The 17,741-nt window shown below is 57.5% G+C and carries 20 protein-coding genes and 1 pseudogene; 9 read left to right on the top strand and 12 right to left on the bottom strand.

Annotation, left to right across the window (positions count from 1 at the left end; translation table 11 throughout):
* The first annotated feature begins 195 nt into the window (after positions 1-195).
* The 3 genes from N2M06_RS00210 to mphR(A) are packed head-to-tail and all read left to right on the top strand — an operon-like array spanning position 196 to position 2,920.
* Entirely contained in the window at positions 196-1,101 is a 906-nt protein-coding gene (locus N2M06_RS00210) for an Mph(A) family macrolide 2'-phosphotransferase (RefSeq protein ID WP_000219391.1), read from the top strand.
* Positions 1,098-2,336 carry a macrolide resistance MFS transporter Mrx(A) gene (gene mrx(A) / locus N2M06_RS00205; protein WP_000004159.1) on the top strand — a complete coding sequence of 413 codons (1,239 nt, stop codon included), beginning with the start codon at positions 1,098-1,100 and terminating at the stop codon, positions 2,334-2,336. The genes N2M06_RS00210 and mrx(A) overlap by 4 nt, the downstream gene beginning before the upstream one ends.
* Positions 2,336-2,920: a macrolide-binding transcriptional repressor MphR(A) gene (mphR(A), locus tag N2M06_RS00200; RefSeq protein ID WP_001137892.1), complete on the top strand. Its 585-nt coding sequence runs from the start codon at positions 2,336-2,338 to the stop codon at positions 2,918-2,920. Before mrx(A) ends, mphR(A) begins: the two co-directional genes overlap by 1 nt.
* A gap of 404 nt (positions 2,921-3,324) precedes the next feature.
* Here mphR(A) and N2M06_RS00195 read toward each other — a convergent pair whose 3' ends face one another.
* Entirely contained in the window at positions 3,325-4,017 is a 693-nt protein-coding gene (locus tag N2M06_RS00195; RefSeq protein ID WP_064145616.1) for a S24 family peptidase, read from the bottom strand.
* Positions 4,018-4,124: 107 nt separating this feature from the next.
* Between N2M06_RS00195 and N2M06_RS00190 the strand changes: the two genes are divergently transcribed.
* Both N2M06_RS00190 and N2M06_RS00185 read left to right on the top strand, forming a co-directional pair.
* The gene (locus N2M06_RS00190) at positions 4,125-4,343 is read left to right on the top strand and encodes a hypothetical protein (RefSeq protein WP_042881802.1); all 219 of its coding nucleotides are present in this window, start codon (positions 4,125-4,127) and stop codon (positions 4,341-4,343) included.
* Between the two features lie 19 nt (positions 4,344-4,362).
* Positions 4,363-4,803 carry a phage regulatory CII family protein gene (locus N2M06_RS00185; RefSeq protein ID WP_162852153.1) on the top strand — a complete coding sequence of 147 codons (441 nt, stop codon included), beginning with the start codon at positions 4,363-4,365 and terminating at the stop codon, positions 4,801-4,803.
* Here N2M06_RS00185 and N2M06_RS00180 read toward each other — a convergent pair.
* The 4 genes from N2M06_RS00180 to N2M06_RS00165 form a co-directional block, all read right to left on the bottom strand.
* Positions 4,775-5,539 carry an IS6-like element IS6100 family transposase gene (locus tag N2M06_RS00180; protein ID WP_001389365.1) on the bottom strand — a complete coding sequence of 255 codons (765 nt, stop codon included), beginning with the start codon at positions 5,537-5,539 and terminating at the stop codon, positions 4,775-4,777. The genes N2M06_RS00185 and N2M06_RS00180 overlap by 29 nt on opposite strands.
* Before the next feature lie 506 nt (positions 5,540-6,045).
* Positions 6,046-6,546: a GNAT family N-acetyltransferase gene (locus N2M06_RS00175; RefSeq protein ID WP_000376623.1), complete on the bottom strand. Its 501-nt coding sequence runs from the start codon at positions 6,544-6,546 to the stop codon at positions 6,046-6,048.
* 127 nt (positions 6,547-6,673) lie between these two features.
* On the bottom strand, positions 6,674-7,513 hold the full coding sequence (gene sul1 / locus N2M06_RS00170; RefSeq protein WP_000259031.1) for a sulfonamide-resistant dihydropteroate synthase Sul1: 840 nt from the start codon (positions 7,511-7,513) through the stop codon (positions 6,674-6,676).
* A complete protein-coding gene (locus N2M06_RS00165; RefSeq protein WP_052238321.1) occupies positions 7,507-7,842 on the bottom strand; it encodes an SMR family transporter in 336 nt (111 codons plus the stop codon). Before N2M06_RS00165 ends, sul1 (N2M06_RS00170) begins: the two co-directional genes overlap by 7 nt.
* Here N2M06_RS00165 and hypA point away from each other — a divergent pair.
* Entirely contained in the window at positions 7,735-8,100 is a 366-nt protein-coding gene (gene hypA / locus N2M06_RS00160; RefSeq protein WP_025999322.1) for a hydrogenase maturation nickel metallochaperone HypA, read from the top strand. The genes N2M06_RS00165 and hypA overlap by 108 nt on opposite strands.
* A 3-nt stretch (positions 8,101-8,103) precedes the next feature.
* On the opposite strand, the gene ampR is transcribed toward hypA, so the two are convergent.
* Positions 8,104-8,979, bottom strand: coding sequence for a LysR family transcriptional regulator AmpR (gene ampR / locus N2M06_RS00155; RefSeq protein WP_004193231.1), 876 nt, complete (start codon positions 8,977-8,979; stop codon positions 8,104-8,106).
* Between the two features lie 110 nt (positions 8,980-9,089).
* Here ampR and N2M06_RS00150 point away from each other — a divergent pair, with 110 nt between their 5' ends.
* Positions 9,090-10,229 carry an extended-spectrum class C beta-lactamase DHA-1 gene (locus N2M06_RS00150; protein ID WP_004236386.1) on the top strand — a complete coding sequence of 380 codons (1,140 nt, stop codon included), beginning with the start codon at positions 9,090-9,092 and terminating at the stop codon, positions 10,227-10,229.
* A gap of 194 nt (positions 10,230-10,423) precedes the next feature.
* Entirely contained in the window at positions 10,424-11,419 is a 996-nt protein-coding gene (locus tag N2M06_RS00145) for a hypothetical protein (RefSeq protein ID WP_346351263.1), read from the top strand.
* A 121-nt stretch (positions 11,420-11,540) separates the two neighbouring features.
* Here N2M06_RS00145 and N2M06_RS00140 read toward each other — a convergent pair whose 3' ends face one another.
* The 5 genes from N2M06_RS00140 to fosK form a co-directional block, all read right to left on the bottom strand.
* A complete protein-coding gene (locus tag N2M06_RS00140) occupies positions 11,541-13,082 on the bottom strand; it encodes an IS91-like element ISCR1 family transposase (protein ID WP_346351262.1) in 1,542 nt (513 codons plus the stop codon).
* A 404-nt stretch (positions 13,083-13,486) separates the two neighbouring features.
* Positions 13,487-14,326 (bottom strand): sulfonamide-resistant dihydropteroate synthase Sul1, encoded by an 840-nt coding sequence (sul1, locus tag N2M06_RS00135; RefSeq protein ID WP_000259031.1) that lies wholly within the window; start codon positions 14,324-14,326, stop codon positions 13,487-13,489.
* Positions 14,320-14,667: a quaternary ammonium compound efflux SMR transporter QacE delta 1 gene (locus N2M06_RS00130; protein WP_000679427.1), complete on the bottom strand. Its 348-nt coding sequence runs from the start codon at positions 14,665-14,667 to the stop codon at positions 14,320-14,322. Before N2M06_RS00130 ends, sul1 (N2M06_RS00135) begins: the two co-directional genes overlap by 7 nt.
* A 168-nt stretch (positions 14,668-14,835) precedes the next feature.
* Complete coding sequence (locus tag N2M06_RS00125) at positions 14,836-15,390, bottom strand: aminoglycoside N-acetyltransferase AAC(6')-Ib4 (RefSeq protein ID WP_003159191.1); 555 nt, start codon at positions 15,388-15,390, stop codon at positions 14,836-14,838.
* Between the two features lie 112 nt (positions 15,391-15,502).
* The gene (gene fosK, locus N2M06_RS00120; protein WP_346351261.1) at positions 15,503-15,901 is read right to left on the bottom strand and encodes a fosfomycin resistance glutathione transferase FosK; all 399 of its coding nucleotides are present in this window, start codon (positions 15,899-15,901) and stop codon (positions 15,503-15,505) included.
* 159 nt (positions 15,902-16,060) lie between these two features.
* Here fosK and intI1 point away from each other — a divergent pair.
* A pseudogene (intI1, locus tag N2M06_RS00115) lies at positions 16,061-16,858 on the top strand (class 1 integron integrase IntI1); the annotation flags it as partial.
* Between the two features lie 52 nt (positions 16,859-16,910).
* On the opposite strand, the gene N2M06_RS00110 reads toward intI1, so the two are convergent.
* Positions 16,911-17,615 (bottom strand): IS6-like element IS26 family transposase, encoded by a 705-nt coding sequence (locus N2M06_RS00110; RefSeq protein ID WP_001067855.1) that lies wholly within the window; start codon positions 17,613-17,615, stop codon positions 16,911-16,913.
* Positions 17,616-17,741 lie beyond the last annotated feature (126 nt).

Below are 17,741 nucleotides of genomic sequence, written 5' to 3'. Positions count from 1 at the left end.
GGTAATTTTCGGATCATTGCCCTGCCGCCCGTTGCTCCGAACCACTGGGAGCTGGACCCCAACGATCTCGGGTGTGACGATGGACCTGTACTGAGGGGGCTGTGGGTCGTACCCCGATTCGCATGAGGATTGAATATAACCGACGTGACTGTTACATTTAGGTGGCTAAACCCGTCAAGCCCTCAGGAGTGAATCATGACCGTAGTCACGACCGCCGATACCTCCCAACTGTACGCACTTGCAGCCCGACATGGGCTCAAGCTCCATGGCCCGCTGACTGTCAATGAGCTTGGGCTCGACTATAGGATCGTGATCGCCACCGTCGACGATGGACGTCGGTGGGTGCTGCGCATCCCGCGCCGAGCCGAGGTAAGCGCGAAGGTCGAACCAGAGGCGCGGGTGCTGGCAATGCTCAAGAATCGCCTGCCGTTCGCGGTGCCGGACTGGCGCGTGGCCAACGCCGAGCTCGTTGCCTATCCCATGCTCGAAGACTCGACTGCGATGGTCATCCAGCCTGGTTCGTCCACGCCCGACTGGGTCGTGCCGCAGGACTCGGAGGTCTTCGCGGAGAGCTTCGCGACCGCGCTCGCCGCCCTGCATGCCGTCCCCATTTCCGCCGCCGTGGATGCGGGGATGCTCATCCGTACACCGACGCAGGCCCGTCAGAAGGTGGCCGACGACGTTGACCGCGTCCGACGCGAGTTCGTGGTGAACGACAAGCGCCTCCACCGGTGGCAGCGCTGGCTCGACGACGATTCGTCGTGGCCAGATTTCTCCGTGGTGGTGCATGGCGATCTCTACGTGGGCCATGTGCTCATCGACAACACGGAGCGCGTCAGCGGGATGATCGACTGGAGCGAGGCCCGCGTTGATGACCCTGCCATCGACATGGCCGCGCACCTTATGGTCTTTGGTGAAGAGGGGCTCGCGAAGCTCCTCCTCACGTATGAAGCGGCCGGTGGCCGGGTGTGGCCGCGGCTCGCCCACCACATCGCGGAGCGCCTTGCGTTCGGGGCGGTCACCTACGCACTCTTCGCCCTCGACTCGGGTAACGAAGAGTACCTCGCTGCGGCGAAGGCGCAGCTCGCCGCAGCGGAATGAGCGAACGTCGATATAGCCCGCTCGCGACGCTGTTCGCGGCGACCTTTCTCTTCCGGATCGGCAACGCGGTGGCGGCCCTCGCGCTTCCATGGTTCGTCCTGTCTCATACAAAGAGCGCGGCCTGGGCGGGCGCCACGGCCGCTAGCAGCGTCATCGCGACCATCATCGGCGCGTGGGTTGGTGGTGGCCTCGTCGATCGGTTCGGGCGCGCGCCCGTCGCATTGATCTCGGGTGTGGTGGGCGGCGTGGCCATGGCGAGCATCCCACTGCTCGATGCCGTTGGCGCCCTCTCGAACACTGGGCTGATCGCTTGCGTGGTGCTCGGTGCCGCGTTCGACGCACCCGGTATGGCCGCGCAGGACAGTGAGCTGCCCAAACTCGGCCACGTCGCCGGGCTCTCCGTTGAGCGCGTCTCGTCACTGAAAGCGGTGATCGGGAACGTCGCGATTCTAGGTGGCCCGGCCCTTGGGGGGGCCGCAATCGGCCTGCTTGGCGCTGCGCCAACGCTCGGGCTGACGGCGTTCTGCTCCGTCCTTGCAGGTCTGCTCGGCGCGTGGGTGCTTCCCGCGCGTGCCGCTCGGACGATGACCACGACGGCGACTCTCTCCATGCGCGCCGGCGTCGCTTTTCTCTGGAGCGAACCCCTGCTGCGCCCTCTCTTTGGTATAGTGATGATCTTCGTGGGCATCGTTGGCGCCAACGGCAGCGTCATCATGCCTGCGCTGTTTGTAGATGCAGGACGCCAAGTAGCAGAGCTCGGGCTGTTCTCCTCAATGATGGGGGCTGGTGGTCTCCTTGGCATTGCCATTCATGCGTCGGTCGGCGCCCGGATATCAGCGCAGAACTGGCTGGCGGTGGCATTTTGTGGCTCTGCGGTGGGCTCGCTTCTGCTTTCACAGTTGCCAGGCGTGCCGGTGCTGATGTTGTTGGGCGCGCTCGTGGGACTGCTGACCGGCTCAGTCTCTCCCATTCTCAACGCTGCCATCTACAACCGCACGCCGCCAGAACTTCTCGGCCGGGTACTCGGCACGGTCTCGGCGGTGATGCTGTCAGCCTCGCCCATGGTTATGCTTGCGGCCGGCGCGTTTGTCGACCTTGCTGGTCCGCTCCCTGGCCTCGTTGTATCGGCCGTGTTTGCGGGGCTCGTGGCTCTACTCTCGCTCCGTCTTCAATTTGCTACAATGGCGGCGGCAGCCACAGCCTCCGCCCCAACCCATACAGAAGGTGAACACTGATGCCCCGCCCCAAGCTCAAGTCCGATGACGAGGTACTCGAGGCCGCCACCGTAGTGCTGAAGCGTTGCGGTCCCATAGAGTTCACGCTCAGCGGAGTAGCAAAGGAGGTGGGGCTCTCCCGCGCAGCGTTAATCCAGCGCTTCACCAACCGCGATACGCTGCTGGTGAGGATGATGGAGCGCGGCGTCGAGCAGGTGCGGCATTACCTGAATGCGATACCGATAGGCGCAGGGCCGCAAGGGCTCTGGGAATTTTTGCAGGTGCTCGTTCGGAGCATGAACACTCGCAACGACTTCTCGGTGAACTATCTCATCTCCTGGTACGAGCTCCAGGTGCCGGAGCTACGCACGCTTGCGATCCAGCGGAACCGCGCGGTGGTGGAGGGGATCCGCAAGCGACTGCCCCCAGGTGCTCCTGCGGCAGCTGAGTTGCTCCTGCACTCGGTCATCGCTGGCGCGACGATGCAGTGGGCCGTCGATCCGGATGGTGAGCTAGCTGATCATGTGCTGGCTCAGATCGCTGCCATCCTGTGTTTAATGTTTCCCGAACACGACGATTTCCAACTCCTCCAGGCACATGCGTAAACGGAGGTGTGCAGAGTCCCTGCGGCAGGCGACGAACACGACCGTCGTCGATTAGTACCGGTACGGTCGGTGGTATCGAAGTCTTGATCACCACTCAGGTCTACGGCTTACAAATGGTGACCATCCCGATACTTGCGTCAGAGCACCGGGCCGATTCTTTGACAGTGAATCACTCCCGTAAGGTTGTGCCGGTGTGGGTGTCCCGGGTCGAGACGATACTCCGCCAATGCGCCCAGCAAACAACCTGGCCATCGCAGGTGGTGGGGAGCGGTGTGGCGGATGAGTTGGACAAGTTGGTGTAGCAGCACGAGCACGGCGAGATAACATCGCAGGAGTTCGACATGCTCAAGAGACAGCTGATTGCGAATCGCGATGCAGATTCATAACCCGATTGCGGGTTGGCTTCACTCCACCATCACCGAGCAGACTAGCACGGCGCATATCTGCACATCCTCATTGACCGGCAGCAGGGGGTATTGCGGGTTGAGAGGCTTTAACCACCAGGAACCGGAATCCATCACCAGCTCTTTGAAGGTCATGTCGCTGCCGTAGCGGGCGATCACCTTCTTGCCCGGGGCGGGCTCCACCTCAGGATCCACGATGATGATGGTGCCGTCAGGGTATGACTTGCCCCCCATGGGGGCCACCATGGAGTCGCCCTTCACCCGTACGGCATAGGCCCGGGTGCTGACGCGAACTGGGCTGATGGTGATCTCTTCTGCCTCTTCCAGGGTTGGGATATCGCCGCAGTCTTTGAACTCACCGGCGCTGACCCAAGAGATCAGGGGAACCTGGTAGACAGGGAAAGGCTGTGGTTCGACATTGCCGTCGCTCGTATCGGTGCCAGTCAGCAACCACTGCACGCTCTTGCCGGTGATGCGCGAGAGCTCTCCCAGCCGTTTGACCTCTGGCAGCCCCTCACCTTTCAGCCATTTCCCTACCGAGACCTCAGACAGATCTTCTCGCAACGTGCGCTTAAGCCGAACTATTCGGCCTCTAACGGGCCAGCCCATTTCATCGAGAGCGGCATTGAGTCGCTGCGAGAATGCCATTTTGTCGGCTTCATAACGCGCCATTGGTGTTTGTTTCTCATCCATTTCCTAACGTCCAGTTATTGTTTGTCAATTTGACCTAACTTTAACCTCTTGCGCATTTTACTAACCAAGAGTTATGATTTTGTGTGTGTAAAACGCCAGAGGACGCCATGCATACCCTGTTAACTCGATTCGGTACCAAGAGTGCCATCGCGGCTGCACTCGGCATCACCCCGGAGGGCGTCAGCAACGCTTTCAGGCGTGGCAAGGTGCCAAGCACCTGGGTGGCCAAGCTCAAGCAGCAAGGTTTGAGCCAATCTGAGCTCGCTGAATTGCCTCTGACTGACGAAGGGCGGGCGATTGTATCAGCATTCACCGGGCAATTATAACCAACCGTTAGGAATCACTATGACAGAGCAACGGAATGACACCACGGCAAAAGTCAGAGCGGTTTTCCGGTCATCGGACGTGATGGCTGCGGCTTATAGCATTGGCCACCGCTTCAACGCCAGCGAACTGGCGCGACTGATGGGGCGCAAGCCGGCGGAGTTTTGCAAGAAGCTCAACCCGGATTGCGATGACCGCCATCTCACCCTGGCCGAGGCGGTCGCCGTCACCGAGATCACCGGTGACAACGCCATCCTCGAAGCCTGGGCGGTGAGCCGCGGAAAGGTGCTAGTGGATCTGCCAGTTGGGGTGGTCAGTGACGATGACCTGGTGGAGCAGGTGCTGCTGGCGCAGGCGGTGTTCGGCAAGCTGATGCAGGGGCTCTGTTGCAAAGATTGGCGGCAGTCAGAGGTAGGCTGTCGCTCTGCGCCGATCAGGCGGCTGCTGCGAAATGGTGGTTGAGCATGCCCATGGCCTCCGTCAGCGCCGAGGGCCCAATGCCAAAAGCTCTCTCCACAAGGCGCACCTCGCCCCTGATGCCGGGCTGCAGGCACCAGGGGCGAGCCTGTCCTTTGCGCAGGGCTCGCATGACTTCGAATCCCTTGATCGTGGCATAGGCCGTGGGGATCGATTTGAAACCGCGCACCGGCTTGATCAGTATCTTGAGCTTTCCGTGATCGGCCTCGATCACGTTATTGAGATACTTCACCTGCCGGTGGGCCGTCTCCCGGTCCAGCTTTCCTTCGCGCTTCAATTCGGTGATCGCTGCACCATAGCTCGGCGCTTTGTCGGTATTGAGCGTGGCAGGCTTTTCCCAGTGCTTCAGGCCTCGCAGGGCCTTGCCCAGGAACCGCTTCGCTGCCTTGGCGCTGCGGGTCGGCGACAGGTAGAAATCGATCGTGTCGCCCCGCTTGTCGACTGCCCGGTACAGGTAGGTCCACTTGCCCCGCACCTTGACGTAGGTTTCATCCAGGCGCCAGCTCGGATCAAAGCCACGCCGCCAGAACCAGCGCAGCCGCTTCTCCATCTCCGGGGCGTAGCACTGGACCCAGCGATAGATCGTCGTATGGTCGACCGAAATGCCGCGTTCCGCCAGCATTTCCTCAAGGTCGCGATAGCTGATCGGATAGCGACAATACCAGCGCACCGCCCACAGGATCACATCACCCTGGAAATGGCGCCACTTGAAATCCGTCATCGTTCCGTCCGTCCAATCTCCGCCAAGCATGCTCAAGCTTCACGATTTTTGCAACAGAGCCCACACGAGTATTGAGCATAGTCGAGATTGGTGCAGATCACTTCTGATATTGAACTGTCAGGAGCTGGCTGCACAACAGCCATTACGCCCAATCAACTGGTGCAGTCGTCTTCTGAAAATGACATTTGGTATCTCTCATAAACGGATGTTTTTGAGAGAACTATCTTCGGCCTTCACACGCACGAAAGGCGGCGAAGCTCCGCCGTTAATCCGTCCGCCGGAGATCTCGCCCAGGCAGGCTGAAGGCCGAGCAAGCCTGACAGGCCCGAAAAGCCCGGCACGGGCGTCGGCGGCGATGACGGCGGCGGCATTATCCAGGGTTGATGATGGAAGTGGAGGATATCGACAACCTCTCGCGCAACCAAGACATCGCGGTCGGACTGCAAGTGATCTTGAAGCCACGGGCCCGTCCCACCCCGACATGGACCTCGATGCCCGAACGGACGTTAGATTTCGAGTTCTAGGCGTTCTGCGATGAAGGTTGGATCCCAGCCGGGATTGAAAGTGTCGACGTGGGTGAATCCGAGCCGCTCGTATAGGCCACGCAGGTTCGGGTGGCAGTCGAGCCGCAGCTTGGCGCACCCCTGCGTTCGCGCGGCATGGCGGCAAGCCTCGATCAGCGCGGAGCTGACACCCCGGCCCGCATGTGTCCGTCGCACCGCGAGCTTGTGCAGATATGCGGCCTCCCCCTTGAGGGCGTCGGGCCAGAACTCGGGATCCTCGGCCGACAAGGTGCAACAGCCGACGATGCCGTCGCTGCAACTCGCGACTAGGAGCTCGGATCTCAGGACGAAGGTCTCCGCGAATGTCCGGTCGATCCGCGCGACGTCCCAGGCGGGCGTTCCCTTGGCGGACATCCACGCCGCAGCGTCGTGCATCAGCCGCACAACCTCGTCGATATCACCCGAGCAGGCGACCCGAACGTTCGGAGGCTCCTCGCTGTCCATTCGCTCCCCTGGCGCGGTATGAACCGCCGCCTCATAGTGCAGTTTGATCCTGACGAGCCCAGCATGTCTGCGCCCACCTTCGCGGAACCTGACCAGGGTCCGCTAGCGGGCGGCCGGAAGGTGAATGCTAGGCATGATCTAACCCTCGGTCTCTGGCGTCGCGACTGCGAAATTTCGCGAGGGTTTCCGAGAAGGTGATTGCGCTTCGCAGATCTCCAGGCGCGTGGGTGCGGACGTAGTCAGCGCCATTGCCGATCGCGTGAAGTTCCGCCGCAAGGCTCGCTGGACCCAGATCCTTTACAGGAAGGCCAACGGTGGCGCCCAAGAAGGATTTCCGCGACACCGAGACCAATAGCGGAAGCCCCAACGCCGACTTCAGCTTTTGAAGGTTCGACAGCACGTGCAGCGATGTTTCCGGTGCGGGGCTCAAGAAAAATCCCATCCCCGGATCGAGGATGAGCCGGTCGGCAGCGACCCCGCTCCGTCGCAAGGCGGAAACCCGCGCCTCGAAGAACCGCACAATCTCGTCGAGCGCGTCTTCGGGTCGAAGGTGACCGGTGCGGGTGGCGATGCCATCCCGCTGCGCTGAGTGCATAACCACCAGCCTGCAGTCCGCCTCAGCAATATCGGGATAGAGCGCAGGGTCAGGAAATCCTTGGATATCGTTCAGGTAGCCCACGCCGCGCTTGAGCGCATAGCGCTGGGTTTCCGGTTGGAAGCTGTCGATTGAAACACGGTGCATCTGATCGGACAGGGCGTCTAAGAGCGGCGCAATACGTCTGATCTCATCGGCCGGCGATACAGGCCTCGCGTCCGGATGGCTGGCGGCCGGTCCGACATCCACGACGTCTGATCCGACTCGCAGCATTTCGATCGCCGCGGTGACAGCGCCGGCGGGGTCTAGCCGCCGGCTCTCATCGAAGAAGGAGTCCTCGGTGAGATTCAGAATGCCGAACACCGTCACCATGGCGTCGGCCTCCGCAGCGACTTCCACGATGGGGATCGGGCGAGCAAAAAGGCAGCAATTATGAGCCCCATACCTACAAAGCCCCACGCATCAAGCTTTTGCCCATGAAGCAACCAGGCAATGGCTGTAATTATGACGACGCCGAGTCCCGACCAGACTGCATAAGCAACACCGACAGGGATGGATTTCAGAACCAGAGAAAGAAAATAAAATGCGATGCCATAACCGATTATGACAACGGCGGAAGGGGCAAGCTTAGTAAAGCCCTCGGTGCGGCGGACATTATCCGCGAACAGGCTGAACAGCACGGCATTGCGCGGGTAACGGATGTCTGGCTGGAAGTCGGCGCACTGGCGGATGTTGAGGAGAGTGCACTGCATTTCTGTTTTGATATCGCCTGCCGTGATACCGTGGCGCAGGGCTGCACACTGCATATTGATGTTATCCCGGCACAGGCATGGTGCTGGGATTGCAGCCGTGAGGCCGAAATCATGCAGCACGCCGGATGCTGTCCGCACTGCGGCAGTGAACGGCTGCGCATCAGTGAAGGTGATGATTTGCGGGTAAAAAGCCTGGAAGGTGAGTGAGTTTTACGCCGCCGCCGTATTCAGCAGCCAGCGGGCGAATTGCTGCATGGCCGGGGTTTCCGTACGGGACTGTAACCGCGTCAGCCAGTAGCCGCCGAGGGTGATTTCTGCGGCAAACGGCTGTACCAGTGCGCCTGACTGTAACAGGCGGCTGAACATACATACCGGTGCGATCGCTACCCCGGCACCCAGTTGTGCCGCCTCGGCCATGGCCAGTGAGGTATCGAACACCATTACCGGCTGTGACGGGGAAGGCGGTGTGCCGCCCGCACAATCCAGCCAGCGGCTCCATTCATCCCGGCGGAATGAGCGCAGCAGGGTAAAGCGGTGAACATCATCCGGCTGCTGTAACTGTTCTGCAATGGCCGGTGAGCACAGCGGAGCGTGTGGTGCACTGAAAATCAGTTCCGCATCTGACTCATGCCACGCGCCGTTACCGAAACGGATCGTATAATCATGCCCTTCCGCCGCCGGGTCCACATGATTGTTATGGGTGGAGATATGCAGATCAATATGCGGATGGCTGTCATAGAATCCGGCCAGACGCGGCAGCAGCCAGCCTGCGGCAAATGTTCCCACCGCACCGACTTTCACCCGCTCACGGAACTGCCCGTGAGAAAAACACTCCAGAGTATCCGCAATCCGGTCAAACGCCTCATTGAGCACCGGCAGTAATCCCTCACCTTCATGGGTCAGCACCAGCCCGCGCGAGACGCGGGTAAACAGCACACAGCCGAGTTGTTCTTCCAGCGCCCTGACCTGCTGGCTGACGGCGGCATGGGTGACATTCAGCTCAATCGCCGCGCGGGTAAAACTGAGATGACGGGCGGCGGCCTCAAAGGCGCGCAGCGGGTTAAGGGGGAGATAACGTCTGACCATAATCCACCTGTAAGTTTTTCTTTAGGCTCTTGTTATAAATAACCGTTTGTTCTGTCCGGTGAATCTGACGATACTTGCCGCCGTTACTCACACACGGAAGGTTAATTCTGATGAAAAAATCGTTATCTGCAACACTGATTTCCGCTCTGCTGGCGTTTTCCGCCCCGGGGTTTTCTGCCGCTGATAATGTCGCGGCGGTGGTGGACAGCACCATTAAACCGCTGATGGCACAGCAGGATATTCCCGGGATGGCGGTTGCCGTCTCCGTAAAGGGTAAGCCCTATTATTTCAATTATGGTTTTGCCGATATTCAGGCAAAACAGCCGGTCACTGAAAATACACTATTTGAGCTCGGATCTGTAAGTAAAACTTTCACAGGTGTGCTGGGTGCGGTTTCTGTGGCGAAAAAAGAGATGGCGCTGAATGATCCGGCGGCAAAATACCAGCCGGAGCTGGCTCTGCCGCAGTGGAAGGGGATCACATTGCTGGATCTGGCTACCTATACCGCAGGCGGACTGCCGTTACAGGTGCCGGATGCGGTAAAAAGCCGTGCGGATCTGCTGAATTTCTATCAGCAGTGGCAGCCGTCCCGGAAACCGGGCGATATGCGTCTGTATGCAAACAGCAGTATCGGCCTGTTTGGTGCTCTGACCGCAAACGCGGCGGGGATGCCGTATGAGCAGTTGCTGACTGCACGGATCCTGGCACCGCTGGGGTTATCTCACACCTTTATTACTGTGCCGGAAAGTGCGCAAAGCCAGTATGCGTACGGTTATAAAAACAAAAAACCGGTCCGCGTGTCGCCGGGACAGCTTGATGCGGAATCTTACGGCGTGAAATCCGCCTCAAAAGATATGCTGCGCTGGGCGGAAATGAATATGGAGCCGTCACGGGCCGGTAATGCGGATCTGGAAATGGCAATGTATCTCGCCCAGACCCGCTACTATAAAACCGCCGCGATTAACCAGGGGCTGGGCTGGGAAATGTATGACTGGCCGCAGCAGAAAGATATGATCATTAACGGTGTGACCAACGAGGTCGCATTGCAGCCGCATCCGGTAACAGACAACCAGGTTCAGCCGTATAACCGTGCTTCCTGGGTGCATAAAACGGGCGCAACAACTGGTTTCGGCGCCTATGTCGCCTTTATTCCGGAAAAACAGGTGGCGATTGTGATTCTGGCGAATAAAAACTACCCGAATACCGAAAGAGTCAAAGCTGCACAGGCTATTTTGAGTGCACTGGAATAATTTTTTTCCTGAACAGGCCCCTGCGGATACGCCGGGGCCGTAATTTAAGATTATTCCTTATGCAATAATTTGCTTTATGGGCTGTTTTATGGAGGATGAGAGTATCGGGCACTGACAGCTTCCGGCTGAACCGGATTTCACTGTGTGCTGCGGCAAACTGATGTCAGTCTCAACACACAGAGGAAAATGTTGTCATGGACGTTCTGCGTTTTATCCTCCGCTTACCTTTTATTTTGCTGCGTCTGGCGGCTCGCAGTCTTGTTTATCTCTTTACTCTGCTGGGTTTTCTGCTGCGCCCGTTCACCGGACGGATCCGCTGGGCGGTGCCGGGCTGGGTGACCTTTGCCGGTAATCAGCTTGCCCGGCTGGAGCGGGGGGGCAACCGCTATCCGAAAACCATATCTGCCTTATTATTACTGACTGCTGCGGTGGCAGCGGGCAGTTATTACACCTGGCACTGGTATCAGAACAAACCGAAGCCGGTGGATGTTGCGCCGCTGGTGGTGCAGGATATTTCCGCGTCTGTGCAGCGCCCTTCGGCGGTTAATTATAACCGTGATGATAATTCAGCGCAGATTGTGGTGGTGACATTCTCCCGCTCTGCCGCACCGGTAACGCTGATCGGTAAACCGGTCACCGCCGGTATTACCCTGACCCCCGCAATGGAAGGTGAGTGGCAGTGGCGTAATGACCGTAAGCTGGTATTCACGGCGAAAAAAACCTTCCCGATGGGGAAAACCTACACCGTCGATATGGATGCCAAAACACTGCTGGCTCCGCAGGTGGCGTTAACAGAGAAACAAAAAACCTTTACCACCCCTGAGTTTTATTATCGCGGCGGCCGGGCGGAGTTCTATCAGGATCCGCAAGATCCGATGAAAAAACACGCCATTATCGGCCTGACCTTCAATGCCCCCGCTGATGTCAAAAATCTGGAATCGCGTCTGTCTATGACCCGTGACGGCAAGCCGGTGCCGTATACCGTCACTTATGATGATAAAAAACTCAAAGCCTGGATCCACTCCGGGCAGCTGGCACTCAATGATACAGACAGCGAAGTGTTGCTGACAGTCAGAGCCGGGTATAGGAAGTATAAACCACCTTTTTGCTCCTCATCCGAAGTATCTTACCTGAAATTCCCTCACTCGTTTACCGCTCAAGCCCCAATTTTAACTGCCGGTCCAGCCTAAACCGCTCTAATAAGGTTCGATTTGGCGGTAAAATCTCTAGCCTGATAGCTCGAGAGATACAAACTGCCCCACCGCCCCGTTTAAAAGTTGGCAGTGTTGAGCAGTGTTGGATTTGGGGTCGTCAGTCAAAGAGACGACTCTGTGATGGATCGAACAGGCTGGGAGTCAGTGGCGGCGCTCGTTCTGGTGGCAGCTCACGCTGCTTGGCGGCATTCGCCTTGGCTGTTTTCTGTTTCAGATGCTTGAGAATCTGCTCAATGACCTTCGGATCTTCGATGCTGGCAATCACTTTGACGTGACCGCCGCAGTGTTCGCAGACTTCAATATCAATATTGAAGACTCGCTTGAGGCGTTGCATCCAGGTCATGGCGCGGTGGCGCTCTGCAGGACTCTTGTCACGCCAGTTAGTATCGAGACCTTCCGATTTGTCGGGCTTCTTGCCCCGCTTGGCGGGTGTTACTTGAACTCGGTGTTTGCTGTTCGGTGCAAAGACGCCGTGGAAGCGTGTGAGGTTGACTCGCGGCTTAGGTACCAACGCAGCGAGTTTGGCGATGAAGTCCAGCGGCTCGAAGATCACATGGGTGGTGCCATTGCGGTACGGAGTTTTGAGCTCGTAACGCACCTGCCCATTGGCGGTTAATGCCAGACGTTTTTCTGAAACCGCTGGCCGACTAATGTAGCGACACAAGCGCTCAAGCTTATCCCGCTGATGCGCTTCGGCCATCACACCGGCGTGTAGCGAGAAACCAGCATGGTTGGCTACTCGACTGCTTGAGTCGGCTTTATCCTCACGCCCTGGCAAGGTTTGCAGGGTGAAGACTTTGCGCCCTTGCTGGGGGCCGACGGCAATGCGATACGTAACCGAAGCACCATGTAATTGAGTCAGCGTATCGTCTTCGCCCTCTTCCAGTGTCAACCACGTATTCTCGGCATCACGCTCCAAAATCCCACGCTTTTCCATGCAGCGAGCGATGCGATGGCTGAGGGTGTGAGCGAGCGTATTCAGCTCATCGTAAGTGGGTGCCTTGACACGATGGAAGCGTTGCTTGCCATAGTCATCTTCGGCATAGACACCATCGAGAAACAGCATGTGGTAGTGGACATTGAGATTTAGCGCGGAGCCAAAGCGTTGGATAAGAGTCACTGAGCCAGTTTGTGCAGAGGCTTTGGTGTAACCGGTTTTTTTGATCAGATGAGTTGAGAGTGTACGATAGACGATACTCAAGACCTGGCCCATCAGCTGGGGATGGCGAGCCAGCAAAAAGCGTAGCTGGAAAGGAAAGCTGAGCACCCACTGGCGAATGGGCTCCTTGGGGAAGACTTCGTCTATCAGCAGCGCCGCACTCTCGGCCATCCGGCGGGCACCGCAGCTAGGGCAAAAGCCGCGTCGTTTACAGCTGAAGGCGACCAGACGCTCGTGATGACAATCCTCGCAGCGAACCCGCATGAAACCATACTCCAGACGGCCACATTGGAGGAGGTCGTTGAATTCTTGTTGGATGTAGCGAGGCAGGTGTTGACCTTGGGCTTCGAGTGAGGCTTTGAAGGCTGGGTAGTGCTGCTCAACCAGCTGGTAGAGCAGCGTCTGGTCGGGTTGGTGGCGTTCGTAACCGTTTGTTTGAGTGGGCGATTGACTCGCCGTGGCGTTCCTTGCCAGCGACATGGGTATCCTCCGCTGATACTGTGGTTATGTACAGTATCAGCGGCTTGCGTTCAGACGTCCAGTCTGGCCCTAGACATCGCTAAATGCTTAACCCGCAATAGCCCTCACGAGTTGTTATCAGCCACTACCGGTTGAGCGAGAAGGTTTTGGGTTCAGGGTGCTATTGCTCCACCAATCACAATACTGAAGCCCCAACTGTTATCAGTTGGGGCTTTTTCTTGTCTGTTTGCGGCGGTTGCGTTTTATCGGTAGTCGTCGAGCTCTGCACCATCCCACATAAGAGCTTAACGGTGCGATCTTCAACGCCATCACACAAAACTTTCTTTTTCACGCACAGTCAACTTATTGGATGTTTTATTAACAACCCAAAAGGAGATATTTAGCGGGCGGCCGGAAGGTGAATGCTAGGCATGATCTAACCCTCGGTCTCTGGCGTCGCGACTGCGAAATTTCGCGAGGGTTTCCGAGAAGGTGATTGCGCTTCGCAGATCTCCAGGCGCGTGGGTGCGGACGTAGTCAGCGCCATTGCCGATCGCGTGAAGTTCCGCCGCAAGGCTCGCTGGACCCAGATCCTTTACAGGAAGGCCAACGGTGGCGCCCAAGAAGGATTTCCGCGACACCGAGACCAATAGCGGAAGCCCCAACGCCGACTTCAGCTTTTGAAGGTTCGACAGCACGTGCAGCGATGTTTCCGGTGCGGGGCTCAAGAAAAATCCCATCCCCGGATCGAGGATGAGCCGGTCGGCAGCGACCCCGCTCCGTCGCAAGGCGGAAACCCGCGCCTCGAAGAACCGCACAATCTCGTCGAGCGCGTCTTCGGGTCGAAGGTGACCGGTGCGGGTGGCGATGCCATCCCGCTGCGCTGAGTGCATAACCACCAGCCTGCAGTCCGCCTCAGCAATATCGGGATAGAGCGCAGGGTCAGGAAATCCTTGGATATCGTTCAGGTAGCCCACGCCGCGCTTGAGCGCATAGCGCTGGGTTTCCGGTTGGAAGCTGTCGATTGAAACACGGTGCATCTGATCGGACAGGGCGTCTAAGAGCGGCGCAATACGTCTGATCTCATCGGCCGGCGATACAGGCCTCGCGTCCGGATGGCTGGCGGCCGGTCCGACATCCACGACGTCTGATCCGACTCGCAGCATTTCGATCGCCGCGGTGACAGCGCCGGCGGGGTCTAGCCGCCGGCTCTCATCGAAGAAGGAGTCCTCGGTGAGATTCAGAATGCCGAACACCGTCACCATGGCGTCGGCCTCCGCAGCGACTTCCACGATGGGGATCGGGCGAGCAAAAAGGCAGCAATTATGAGCCCCATACCTACAAAGCCCCACGCATCAAGCTTTTGCCCATGAAGCAACCAGGCAATGGCTGTAATTATGACGACGCCGAGTCCCGACCAGACTGCATAAGCAACACCGACAGGGATGGATTTCAGAACCAGAGAAAGAAAATAAAATGCGATGCCATAACCGATTATGACAACGGCGGAAGGGGCAAGCTTAGTAAAGCCCTCGCTAGATTTTAATGCGGATGTTGCGATTACTTCGCCAACTATTGCGATAACAAGAAAAAGCCAGCCTTTCATGATATATCTCCCAATTTGTGTAGGGCTTATTATGCACGCTTAAAAATAATAAAAGCAGACTTGACCTGATAGTTTGGCTGTGAGCAATTATGTGCTTAGTGCATCTAACGTTTGACATGAGGGGCGACCAAGGGCGCCAGCCCTTGGACGTCCCCCTCGATGGAAGGGTTAGGCATCACTGCGTGTTCGCTCGAATGCCTGGCGTGTTTGAACCATGTACACGGCTGGACCATCTGGGGTGGTTACGGTACCTTGCCTCTCAAACCCCGCTTTCTCGTAGCATCGGATCGCTCGCAAGTTGCTCGGCGACGGGTCCGTTTGGATCTTGGTGACCTCGGGATCATTGAACAGCAACTCAACCAGTGCTCGAACCAGCTTGGTTCCCAAGCCTTTGCCCAGTTGTGATGCATTCGCCAGTGACTGGTCTATTCCGCGTACTCCTGGATCGGTTTCTTCTTCCCACCATCCGTCCCCGCTTCCAAGAGCAACGTACGACTGGGCATACCCAATCGGCTCTCCATTCAGCATTGCAATGTATGGAGTGACGGACTCTTGCGCTAAAACGCTTGGCAAGTACTGTTCCTGTACGTCAGCAAGTGTCGGGCGTGCTTCTTCTCCGCCCCACCACTCGACGATATGAGATCGATTTAGCCACTCATAGAGCATCGCAAGGTCATGCTCAGTCATGAGGCGCAGTGTGACGGAATCGTTGCTGTTGGTCACGATGCTGTACTTTGTGATGCCTAACGCCCGGCTTTGGGGCGGACTTGTAGCCGCGAAGCGGCGGAAAGGCCGTCCCAGCCCCGAAGGGGCGACAACAGCCGCTTGTTACGTTTCAGCACCAGACCAATCCCTTATATGGCGACTTCTCCAACTCAGCTAAGCGGGTTGCCAACGTCCCGCAATGAAGCTCAATGCGATGGCCGTTCGGATCAAGCAGATACACAGAATTGCCCTCACTGGTATTCTGCTTCCACTCTTCAACCTTGGCCTGTTTTAGCCTAGCGTGCAGCTCAGCAAGCTCGCCTTCGCCGACACTAAATGCCACATGCGTATAGTCGTTGGCGGGGTTAGGCTCTCCGACACTCAAACATACCCACATATCGCCCGCTGTTAAATAGGCGCCCGCTTCCCATACCACATGCAGCTTCATTCCCAGCAAGTCACGATAGAACTCAATTGAAGAGATCAAATCCCTGACGGAAAAAGTAATGTGATTGATACCAGTGATCATACGGCTGGCCCTAAGAAACGTAACTTTGTTTTAGGGCGACTGCCCTGCTGCGTAACATCGTTGCTGCTCCATAACATCAAACATCGACCCACGGCGTAACGCGCTTGCTGCTTGGATGCCCGAGGCATAGACTGTACAAAAAAACAGTCATAACAAGCCATGAAAACCGCCACTGCGCCGTTACCACCGCTGCGTTCGGTCAAGGTTCTGGACCAGTTGCGTGAGCGCATACGCTACTTGCATTACAGTTTACGAACCGAACAGGCTTATGTCCACTGGGTTCGTGCCTTCATCCGTTTCCACGGTGTGCGTCACCCGGCAACCTTGGGCAGCAGCGAAGTCGAGGCATTTCTGTCCTGGCTGGCGAACGAGCGCAAGGTTTCGGTCTCCACGCATCGTCAGGCATTGGCGGCCTTGCTGTTCTTCTACGGCAAGGTGCTGTGCACGGATCTGCCCTGGCTTCAGGAGATCGGAAGACCTCGGCCGTCGCGGCGCTTGCCGGTGGTGCTGACCCCGGATGAAGTGGTTCGCATCCTCGGTTTTCTGGAAGGCGAGCATCGTTTGTTCGCCCAGCTTCTGTATGGAACGGGCATGCGGATCAGTGAGGGTTTGCAACTGCGGGTCAAGGATCTGGATTTCGATCACGGCACGATCATCGTGCGGGAGGGCAAGGGCTCCAAGGATCGGGCCTTGATGTTACCCGAGAGCTTGGCACCCAGCCTGCGCGAGCAGCTGTCGCGTGCACGGGCATGGTGGCTGAAGGACCAGGCCGAGGGCCGCAGCGGCGTTGCGCTTCCCGACGCCCTTGAGCGGAAGTATCCGCGCGCCGGGCATTCCTGGCCGTGGTTCTGGGTTTTTGCGCAGCACACGCATTCGACCGATCCACGGAGCGGTGTCGTGCGTCGCCATCACATGTATGACCAGACCTTTCAGCGCGCCTTCAAACGTGCCGTAGAAGGCACTGTTGCAAAGTTAGCGATGAGGCAGCCTTTTGTCTTATTCAAAGGCCTTACATTTCAAAAACTCTGCTTACCAGGCGCATTTCGCCCAGGGGATCACCATAATAAAATGCTGAGGCCTGGCCTTTGCGTAGTGCACGCATCACCTCAATACCTTTGATGGTGGCGTAAGCCGTCTTCATGGATTTAAATCCCAGCGTGGCGCCGATTATCCGTTTCAGTTTGCCATGATCGCATTCAATCACGTTGTTCCGGTACTTAATCTGTCGGTGTTCAACGTCAGACGGGCACCGGCCTTCGCGTTTGAGCAGAGCAAGCGCGCGACCATAGGCGGGCGCTTTATCCGTGTTGATGAATCGCGGGATCTGCCACTTCTTCACGTTGTTGAGGATTTTACCCAGAAACCGGTATGCAGCTTTGCTGTTACGACGGGAGGAGAGATAAAAATCGACAGTGCGGCCCCGGCTGTCGACGGCCCGGTACAGATACGCCCAGCGGCCATTGACCTTCACGTAGGTTTCATCCATGTGCCACGGGCAAAGATCGGAAGGGTTACGCCAGTACCAGCGCAGCCGTTTTTCCATTTCAGGCGCATAACGCTGAACCCAGCGGTAAATCGTGGAGTGATCGACATTCACTCCGCGTTCAGCCAGCATCTCCTGCAGCTCACGGTAACTGATGCCGTATTTGCAGTACCAGCGTACGGCCCACAGAATGATGTCACGCTGAAAATGCCGGCCTTTGAATGGGTTCATGTGCAGCTCCATCAGCAAAAGGGGATGATAAGTTTATCACCACCGACTATTTGCAACAGTGCCCTCTGATGTTACATTGCACAAGATAAAAATATATCATCATGAACAATAAAACTGTCTGCTTAC

The sequence above is a fragment of the Oceanimonas sp. AH20CE76 genome (genome assembly GCF_039654065.1).
Lineage (GTDB): Bacteria > Pseudomonadota > Gammaproteobacteria > Enterobacterales > Aeromonadaceae > Oceanimonas > Oceanimonas smirnovii.
This window is presented reverse-complemented; position numbering and strand designations above follow the sequence as displayed.